Annotated in this window: 8 protein-coding genes and 1 riboswitch; of the genes, 1 reads left to right on the top strand and 7 read right to left on the bottom strand. The window is 71.7% G+C overall.

Annotated features, from left to right (window positions below; translation table 11 throughout):
• From ACPT94_RS29640 to ACPT94_RS29620, 5 genes are all read right to left on the bottom strand, one after another.
• Positions 1-1,076 (bottom strand): IS630 family transposase (locus ACPT94_RS29640; RefSeq protein WP_425247229.1); only part of this gene is annotated, 1,076 nt, incomplete at its 3' end.
• Positions 1,077-1,119: 43 nt separating this feature from the next.
• Positions 1,120-1,767, bottom strand: coding sequence for a thymidine kinase (locus tag ACPT94_RS29635; protein ID WP_360343662.1), 648 nt, complete (start codon positions 1,765-1,767; stop codon positions 1,120-1,122).
• A gap of 44 nt (positions 1,768-1,811) precedes the next feature.
• Entirely contained in the window at positions 1,812-3,008 is a 1,197-nt protein-coding gene (locus ACPT94_RS29630; protein WP_360343659.1) for an alkaline phosphatase family protein, read from the bottom strand.
• Positions 3,008-3,604 (bottom strand): DUF5998 family protein, encoded by a 597-nt coding sequence (locus tag ACPT94_RS29625; RefSeq protein WP_360343656.1) that lies wholly within the window; start codon positions 3,602-3,604, stop codon positions 3,008-3,010. The genes ACPT94_RS29630 and ACPT94_RS29625 overlap by 1 nt, the downstream gene beginning before the upstream one ends.
• Before the next feature lie 43 nt (positions 3,605-3,647).
• The gene (locus tag ACPT94_RS29620) at positions 3,648-6,458 is read right to left on the bottom strand and encodes a bifunctional acetate--CoA ligase family protein/GNAT family N-acetyltransferase (RefSeq protein ID WP_360343653.1); all 2,811 of its coding nucleotides are present in this window, start codon (positions 6,456-6,458) and stop codon (positions 3,648-3,650) included.
• A gap of 178 nt (positions 6,459-6,636) precedes the next feature.
• Between ACPT94_RS29620 and ACPT94_RS29615 the strand changes: the two genes are divergently transcribed.
• A complete protein-coding gene (locus tag ACPT94_RS29615; protein ID WP_360343650.1) occupies positions 6,637-6,918 on the top strand; it encodes an HPr family phosphocarrier protein in 282 nt (93 codons plus the stop codon).
• 216 nt (positions 6,919-7,134) lie between these two features.
• On the opposite strand, the gene ACPT94_RS29610 is transcribed toward ACPT94_RS29615, so the two are convergent.
• Together ACPT94_RS29610 and ACPT94_RS29605 are read right to left on the bottom strand one after the other, a co-directional pair.
• Entirely contained in the window at positions 7,135-7,827 is a 693-nt protein-coding gene (locus ACPT94_RS29610) for a GntR family transcriptional regulator (RefSeq protein WP_360343647.1), read from the bottom strand.
• Between the two features lie 188 nt (positions 7,828-8,015).
• The gene (locus ACPT94_RS29605) at positions 8,016-8,771 is read right to left on the bottom strand and encodes a M23 family metallopeptidase (RefSeq protein WP_360343644.1); all 756 of its coding nucleotides are present in this window, start codon (positions 8,769-8,771) and stop codon (positions 8,016-8,018) included.
• A 13-nt stretch (positions 8,772-8,784) separates the two neighbouring features.
• A riboswitch (cyclic di-AMP (ydaO/yuaA leader) is annotated at positions 8,785-8,952 on the bottom strand.
• Positions 8,953-9,295: the final 343 nt, after the last annotated feature.

Here is a 9,295-nt window from a genome sequence, read left to right as displayed (position 1 = left end):
GGAATTCTGTTCAGATAACTGGCGAGGCGTTCGAGGATTTCGTCCGCGGTCTTCGTCCAGACGTAGGGCTTGGGATCGGTGTTCCACATGGCGATCCAGCTGCGGATGTCCTTCTCCAGCGCGTGGACGGTCTTGTGGACGCCTCGTCGTATCTGCTTGTTGGTCAGCTCCGCGAACCACCGCTCGACCAGGTTCAGCCATGACGAGCCGGTGGGTGTGAAGTGCAGGTGGAAGCGGGGGTGGGCCAGGAGCCAGGTCTTGATGGCCGGGGTCTTGTGGGTGGCGTAGTTGTCCAGCACGAGGTGCACGTCCAGGCCCTGCGGTATCTCTCGGTCCAGCTTGATGAGGAACTTCTTGAACTCCTCGGCCCGGTGCCGGCGGTGGAGGGAGCCGATGACTTTCCCCGTGGCCACCTCCAGGGCCGCGAACAGCGTCGTGGTTCCCGCCCGCACGTAGTCGTGAGTGACCCGTTGGGGAACACCCGGCATCATCGGCAGCACCGGCTGGGAGCGGTCCAGTGCCTGGATCTGCGACTTCTCGTCCACGCAGAACACCAGGGCCCGCTCGGGCGGGTCCAGATACAGGCCGACGACGTCGTGGACCTTGTCGACGAAGTACGGGTCGGTCGACAGCTTGAACGTCTCCGAGCGGTGTGGCTGCAGGCCGAAGGCTCGCCAGATCCGCGAGACGGTCGACTGCGACATGCCCAACTCCTTGGCCATCGCCCTCGTCGACCAGTGCGTGGCGTTCTTCGGCGTGCTCTCCAGCGTTTTGGTGACCACCGCGGCGACCTGTTCGTCGGTCACCGTCCTGGGCCCGCCCGAGCGCGGCATGTCGCCCAGGCCCGCGATCCGGTGCTCGACGAACCGCGCCCGCCACCTGCCCACCGCATGCGGTGTCGAGCCGAGTTGCGCTGCCACGTCCTTGTTGGACGCGCCGGTAGAGCAGGCCAGGATGATCCGGCAGCGCAGAGCCCACGCCTGCGGCGTGGAACGGCGCCGCACCCATCCCTCCAGCGCAGCCCGTTCCTCATCCGACAGGATCAACTCGGCCTTCGGCCGCCCAGTACGCGCCACCCCACAACCCTACACATCTGAACAGAATTCCTGACTCAGAAGACTAGGCCCGCTGCACCGGCAGCACGTCCGGTGACAGCGCCGCCGCCCGGGCCGTCGCCGCCGTCATCCGGCGCCGGTGGTGTCGGCGGCACAGCACCTCGTATCCGATGGTGTCCGCCTGGTTGACGTCGCCGACGACGACCTGGGCGCCCTCGACGACCATCACGCCGCCGACCGTGCGGGCGTTGTGCGTGGCGCGCGCGCCGCACCAGCACAGGGCCTCGACCTGGAGGACCTCGACGCGGTCGGCGAGTTCGACGAGCCGCTGGGAGCCGGGGAACAGCTTGGAGCGGAAGTCGGTCGTGATGCCGAAGGCGTAGACGTCTATGCCGAGGTCGTCGACCACGCGCGCGAGCTGGTCGATCTGCTCCTCCGCGAGGAACTGCGCCTCGTCCGCGATCACGTAGTCCGCGCGGCCGCCGTGCGAGAGGTGGTCGACGAGGTAGGCGTACAGGTCCTGGCCGTCCTCGACCTCGACGGCGTCGGTGACCAGACCGAGACGGGAGGACAGCTTGCCCTCTCCCGCGCGGTCGTCACGTGTGAAGATCATGCCCTGCAGGCCGCGTGCGGAACGGTTGTGCTCGATCTGGAGAGCCAGCGTCGACTTCCCGCAGTCCATGGTTCCGGAGAAGAACACCAGCTCGGGCATGGGGAGTTGAGCACCTTTCGGCAAGGGAGAACGGAGGGCGCGCTTCAGGAGCGTACTTCGAGCAGGGGGACCAGCTGCTCGGCAGGGGTCATCGAGCCGTGGTTGCCGACCATCGCCGACTCCTTCGGCTCCCGCTCGGAGGCGATGAGCAGGACGTCGTCCCGGGCGGCCGCGATCACATCGCCGAGGCGGTCGTGGACGCGCTCGTCGATCCGGTCGGGCCGGCCGAACCAGCCCGCGGCGATGGCCTCGTCCCGCGAGGCGACCCAGAACTGCTCGCCGAGCACCTCGCGCCAGCAGGTCAGGACGTCGTTCTCGGCGCCTGGTACGGCGTAGACGTGGCGGGCACGGCCCTCGCCGCCCAGGAGGGCGACGCCGGCCCGCAGTTCCCAGTCCTCGTCGAAGTCGATGCGGTGCTGTTCGTCGAAGGGCACGTCGACCATGCCGTGGTCGGCGGTGACGTACAGGGCGCTGCGGGGCGGGAGTTGCTCCGCCAGGCGCTGGACGAGCCGGTCGACGTACATGAGCTGGCCGCGCCAGGTGTCGGAGGAGATGCCGTAGCGGTGGCCGGCGCCGTCGAGTTCGGCGTAGTACGTGTAGACCAGGGAGCGGTCGCCGGCCGCGAGCTGCTCGGCGGCGAGATCCATGCGCTCCTCGCCGGTCAGGCGTCCCAGGAACGTTCCGCCACTGAGTGCCACCTTGGTCAGCGGGGTGTTCTCGAAGGCGGGCGAGGACACCTGCGCGGCATGCACCCCCGCCGCGTCGGCGAGCTGGAAGACCGTGGGGTACGGCTGCCAGACGCGCGGCGAGGTCCACGGCTGCCAGCGGAGCTGGTTCATCAGCTCGCCGGTGGCCGGATTGCGCACGGTGTAGCCGGGCAGGCCGTGGGCGCCCGGCGGGAGGCCGGTGCCGACGGAGGCGAGGGAGGTCGCGGTGGTCGCCGGGAAGCCGGAGGTGATTGGGCGTCCGGTGCCGCCGCGCGAGCTGCCGAGGAGCGAGTGCAGGTAGGGGGCCTCGTCGGGGTGGGCCTGGATCTGCTCCCAGCCGAGTCCGTCGATCAGGAAGACGCAGTTGCGGTCGGCCCCGGTCAGTTCCGGGATCCCCGCGGTCAGGCCGGGTACGCCCATGCCCGCAGCCAGCGTGGGCAGCAGGTCGGCGAGGGAGCCGGAGCCGTACTCGGGGACGGGCGCGGAGGAGACGGCGAGGGGTTCCGGGTGGTCCCAGGAGGCAAGCTGGGACATCAGCGGGTGAGGTCCGCGGTCGCCTCGGAGAGCGACTGGGCGAAGGCGAGCGCCTGGCGCACCGTCTCCGGGCCGTCCCCGGCCTCACTGACGCGCAGGCTGAGGTCGTCCGCCGTCGAGTTGCCCGTGTAGCCGTGGTCGGCGTCGCAGTTGGGGTCGCCGCAGGCGGCCGGCTCCAGGTCGATGCGGGAGACGGCGCCCCAGCCGATGGTCAGCACGACCTCGCGCGGCAGCGTGCCCGGTGAGTACGACTCCGGGTTGGCGACCACGCGGCTGACCACGACCGACGAGATCCGGCCGAGCTTCACGGACTCGGTCGACGTCGTGGCGTACGGCGTCGGGGAGGTGGTGTCTGCGGCCTGCTCGTCGGTGTGGCTGACGATGAAGCGGTTGCCGGTGAGGACCAGCACGGTCACGTGCCGGCGCACCTCGTTCTGGTCGAAGGTGGTCTCCTGGTGGACCAGGTACGACCGGATGGGCTCGCCGCCCACAGCGGCCTCCACCGCCTCGGCCACGAGGGCCGGGTAGTAGCCGCTGCGCTCGATCGCCGCACGCAGCCCCTGGGTCGTCGTACTGGTCTTGGCCATGCCGTCCATCCTACGGGGACCCACTGACTGCGAGGGACCGCTCGCCGTCGCTTCAGTACGCGGGGAGCGTGCGGGGGCCGAGGTCGTCGCGGGCGGGCGGGGGCGCGAGGCGTACCGAGGCGCCGAGGACGCTCAGGCCGTGCGGGGCGACGACGACCGGCTCCAGGGTGACCGCGACGACCTCCGGGTGGTCGTCGACCAGGCGGGACACCCGTACCAGCAGCTCCTCCAGGGCGGGGGTGTCGACGGGCGTCGAGCCGCGCCAGCCGAACAGGAGGGGTGCCGTCCGGATCGAGCGGACCAGGGAGGTCGCGTCGCGGTCGGTGACCGGGATCAGACGGTGCGCCATGTCGCCGAGCAGTTGCGAGGCCGGCCCGGCGAGGCCGAACGACAGCACGGCTCCGGCCGCCGGGTCGATCACCGCGCGGACGATGGTGTCGACCCCGCGCGGGGCCATGGCCTGGACGACCGGACGCATCTCCGCCGGGTTCCCGAACAGCTCGGTCAACTCGGCGTACGCGCGCCGCAGTTGCTCCTCGTCCGCGAGATCGAGCCGGACGCCGCCGAGGTCGGCGCGGTGGCGCAGGTGGGGGGCGGTGGCCTTGAGGGCGACGGGGTAGCCGAGCGCGCCGGCGGCCCGCGCCGCCTCGTCCGGGGTCGGCGCGGGGACGGCCCGGCGGACAGGGATGCCGTACCGGCCGAGCAGCTCGCAGGTCTCGTCGGTGCCGAGGGTGAGGCCCTGCCCGCGCGCGAGGAGTCCGCCGATGAGCTCGGCGGCGCCCTTCTCGTCGATGTCCTCGTACTCGGGCACCTTGCCGGGGTCGGCGGCCTCGCGCCGCCACTGCGCGTACTTCACGGCCTCGGCGAGGGCGCGGACCGCGCGTTCGGCTGCGGGGTAGGCGGGGATGAGGTGGGCGCCCTCGGGGGCCTCGGTCACCGGGGAGGGTCCGGGGCCGGCGCCCGGTGTCCCCGCGTCCGGTGCGGCGGCACGCGCGCGTGGGGCGGTGCTCGTCGCGGCCGACAGGGCTTCCGCGAGGCCGCCGAGCTCCACGTGCACGACGAGCACCGGCTTGGCGGGGCCGGTGGCCGCGGCGGAGCGCAGGGCCTCCGCGAGTTCCGCGTCGCCGGGCGACACCTCTCCGATCGCCGGGATCGCCGTCACCACGACCGCGTCGCAGGTCTCGTCGCCCAGGGCACGCGCCAGCGCGGCGTGGAAGTCCTCCGCCGAGGCCTCCGTGGTGAGGTCCAGCGGCGGCTGGGGGCGCAACCCCTCGGAGAGGCAGGCGTCGTAGGTCAGCAGGCCCAGCGACTCGGAGTTGCCCAGGATGGCCACCCGCGGACCTCTCGGCAGCGGCTGGCGGGCGAGCAGCAGACCCGCGTCCACCAGTTCGGTGATGGTGTCCACGCGGATCACGCCGGCCTGCCGCAGCAACGCGGACACCGTCGCGTGCGGCAGCCGCGTGGCCCGCACGGTGTGGCCCTGGGGGGCGGAACCGGCGCCCTGCACCACCACGAGCGGCTTCGCCGCCGCCGTACGCCGGGCGAGGCGGGTGAACTTGCGGGGGTTGCCGATGGATTCGAGGTACATGAGGGCGACGTCGGTGTCCGGGTCGTCGTACCAGTACTGCAGGACGTCGTTGCCGGAGACGTCGGCGCGGTTGCCGGAGGAGACGAACGTCGACACGCCGGTGACACCGGTGACGCCTCCGCCGCGCCGGTGGAGGCGGGAGAGAAGGGCGATGCCGATGGCGCCGGACTGGGCGAACAGGCCGATCCGGCCGGGCCGCGGCATCTGCGGGGCCAGTGAGGCGTTCAGCCGGACCTCCGGGGAGGTGTTGATGATCCCGAAGGCGTTGGGGCCGATGATCCGCATTCCGTACGCGCGCGCGTGGCGTACGAGTTCGCGCTGGCGCTCGCGTCCCTCGGGGCCGCTCTCGGCGTAGCCGGCGGCGAGGACGACGAGTCCCTGTACGCCGTGTTCGCCGCACTCGGCGACGACCTCGGGGACGTGCTCCGCGGGGACGGCGACGACGGCGACGTCGACCGGTCCGTCGACGTCGCGCACCGAGCGGTGGGCGGGCACCCCGTCGAGCTCCTTCAGGTCCTCCGGGAAGGCCTTGTTCACGGCGTACAGGCGTCCGGTGAAGCCGGCCTGGCGGAGGTTGCCGAGGACGCTGCGGCCGACACCGCCGGGGGTGCGGCCGGTGCCGACGACGGCGACCGAGCCGGGCGTCAGCAGCCGCCGTACGGAGCGGGCCTCGGCGCGCTGCTCCCGCGCGCGCTGCACGGCCAGGGAGCGCTCGGTGGGTTCGAGGTCGAACTCCAAGCGGACGACGCCGTCCTCGAAGCTGCGCTTCTGGGTGTATCCGGCGTCCGTGAACACCTTGATCATCTTGGTGTTGGCGGGGAGGACCTCGGCGGCGAACCGGCGGATGCCGCGCTCGCGTGCGACGGCCGCGACGTGTTCCAGGAGGGCGGAGGCCACGCCCCTGCCCTGGTGGGCGTCCTGCACGAGGAAGGCGACCTCGGCCTCGTCGGCGGGCGCGGAGGCGGGCAGACCGTCGGCGCCGATGCGGTCATAGCGTACGGTGGCGATGAACTCGCCGCCGACCGTGGCCGCGAGTCCCACCCGGTCCACAAAGTCGTGGTGCGTGAAGCGGTGGACGTCCTTGGCGGACAGACGCGGGTAGGGCGCGAAGAAGCGGTAGTACTTCGACTCGTCCGAGACCTGCTCGTAGAAGCTGACCAGGCGCTCGGCGTCATCGACGGTGATGGGGCGGATGCGCGCGGTGCCGCCGTCGCGCAGCACCACGTCGGCTTCCCAGTGGGCGGGGTACTCGTGCCGGTCCGAGGCGCTCTGCATGGGGCCCAGAGTACGGCTCGCGTACGACAACGGCGCGGGGCAGTCTGTGGAGGGCGGAACGTCGGGTCGAGGCCGCGACCCGGCGACCACGGCGGAACGGGACGCAGGACCGTTCCGGGCACGCTTCACGTGTGGAACACTGGTCTAGACAACCCTGAACACCGAAGGGCAGCATCACATGGCTGAGCGCCGCGTCAACGTCGGCTGGGCCGAGGGCCTTCACGCCCGCCCCGCCTCCATCTTCGTCCGAGCCGCCACGGCCGCAGGCGTCCCGGTGACGATCGCCAAGGCAGGCGGCACCCCCGTCAACGCGGCCTCCATGCTGGGGGTCCTCGGCCTGGGCGCCAAGGGCGGCGAGGAGATCGTCCTCGCGTCCGACGCCGAGGGCGCGGACGCGGCCCTCGACCGGCTGGCCAAGCTGGTCTCCGAGGGTCTCGAGGAGCTCCCCGAGACCGTCTGAGTCCCGCTCACAGCACGCGCGGAGCCGCGTCGCCCCTTGCCGGGCGGCGCGGCTCCGCCGTTTCCGCTCGGACACTGCGGAGAAATTGCGGAGGCGTGCGGAGAAAAGTCCGCGAGCATGCCGAGAGCGCGTCACCGGAAAATTCCGGGCGCGCGAGAAAAGGGCAGCGGAAATACGGCTCCGCCGAATATCCCTTCTTTGTATACGGCGTCCGTGTTAATGCCGCAGGCCCGACATGTTTACGACGTGTTGCGAAGTCCTCACACGGTCCGGGCGGTCCCCGCCGGAAAAGCGCAGCCGTTGCGCGGAGGTCGCGCGCTCGGTGTGCAGCGCGGTGATCGCCCGCGCGCGCTCGCCGTCGCCGCGCGCCACCGCGTCGACGATCGCGCCGTGCTCCGTCCAGGACTCCACGGGGTTGGCCGGCGCCTCCGCCGTGTACATCCAGGCGATCTTGTGGCGCAGCTGGGTGAGTGTCGAGGTCAGGGCGTGGCTGCCGGAGGCCTGGGCGAGCGTCTCGTGGAACCAGCCGCCCAGGGAGCGCAGATCGTCGCTGTTGCCCCTCCTGGCGCGCTCCTGGCCCAGCCGGACGAGGCCGCGCAGCACCTTCAGGTGCGCCTCCGTGCGGCGCTGGGCGGCCCGGGCCGCGCCGAGCGGCTCCAGGAGCATACGCATCTCCAGCAGGTCGGCGGCCTCCTGCTCGGTCGGTTCGGCGACGCACGCGCCCGCGTGCCGCCGCGTCACGACGAAGCCCTCCGCCTCCAGCGTGCGCAGCGCCTCCCGGACGGGGACGCGCGAGACGCCGTAGCGACGGGCGAGGAGTTCCTCGGTGAGGCGGCTGCCGCGCTCGTAGACACCCGCGACGATGTCGTCCCGGATGGCCGTGCATACCGAGTGCGCCGGAACACGCATGACCGACCTCCGCCTTAATCCCCGTGAAACGTCGACGATTGACGTGTGTTCAGTGACTCTATTGCAATGAGCCGGAATTTCCGATGGCAGGCCGGAATCCAGGGATATTTTTTGGACAGCGGGGCGCGTGAAACGGCGAAAGCCCCGGCCGCTCGGGCCAGGGCTTGACGATGTGTCGCCGTGCGTCGTCAGACGTTCACGCCGTGCTTGCGGAGGTAGGCGACCGGATCGATGTCCGAGCCGTACTCCGGGGTCGTACGGGCCTCGAAGTGCAGGTGCGGACCGGTGACGTTGCCGGTCGCGCCGGAGAGGCCGATCCGCTGCCCCGGGGTGACCTTCTGGCCCACCGAGACGCTGATGGACGACAGATGGCCGTACTGGGTGTACGTGCCGTCGTTCATCCGGATCACGACCTGGTTGCCGTAGGCGCCGCCCCAGCCGGCCTCGACGACCGTGCCGAGCCCGACCGCGTGCACGGGAGTGCCGCTCGAGGCGTGGAAGTCGATGCCGGTGTGGCTGCCGGAGGACCACAGGGAGCCGCCGGACCTGTAGCCGGTGGAGACGTAGGAGCCGCTGATCGGCGCCACGAAGGTGTTGAGGCGCTTGCGCTCGGCCGCACGGGCGGCGCGGGCCCGGACCTCGCGCTCCAACTTGACCTTCGCCGCGGCCTGTTCGGCGGCCAGCTTGCGCGCGGCCTCCTCCTGGGCCGCCTGCTTCTGCGCGGCGGCCTGGTCGTCGATCTGCTCGGCGACGGTGCTTCCGATGGTGACGACGGGGATGAGGCCGGTCTGCTCGGCGGGGATCTCCGCGGCGAGGGCGGGGCCGGAGGCCGCGGTGCCGATGACGCCGGTGGTGGTGAGCGCCGCGATGCCCGCCGCGCGGGCGGTGGTGCGCTTCATCCGGCTGGGACGACGGTGCTTCCCGGTGGCGCAGGTGAACGCCATGAAGTGATGCGGTCCTTTCCTTCCCTCTCGCCTACCGGGTTAGCTGACGGGTTCGGAGCAGGAAGGTCTCCTACGGGCCCCCTCGCGACACGCGCGGGCGCCCGATTCACCCCAGGGACTGCGTGGTTGGGTCCCCGGCTCCCCTGGCTCGCGCCGTACGGGGACTCGGCGATGACTGTCCGGTGCCGCGGATGCGGCGCACTGCCCGACGAACAGCCCGGATGAAACTAGACGCGGCCGGTGTCAATCCCCAAACGGAACACGTCTTTTGTAGCGCATGCCACAGGGCAGACAGGCAACCTCTCCCTCAATTCGGACATCAAGGAGCCCTGGCGACGCTTCCGTCGACCAGGGCCCCTGAGGCGTGTCCAACGGGTCGTGCCGCGTACGCGGGCGCCGGCACACCCTCCTCGCTCGCGGATTCTCCACGCGTGGGAGGTGGGGCCCCCCCCCGGGGGCGGGGGGGGCCCCCCCCCCCCCCGCCCCCACCCCCCCCCGGGGGGCCCCCCCCGCCCCCCCCCCCC

The sequence above is a fragment of the Streptomyces aurantiaciflavus genome (genome assembly GCF_049808595.1).
In the GTDB taxonomy this organism is placed as follows: Bacteria; Actinomycetota; Actinomycetes; order Streptomycetales; family Streptomycetaceae; genus Streptomyces.
The sequence above is the reverse complement of the archived record's forward strand: the minus strand, read 5'-3'. Positions and strand labels throughout refer to the sequence as shown.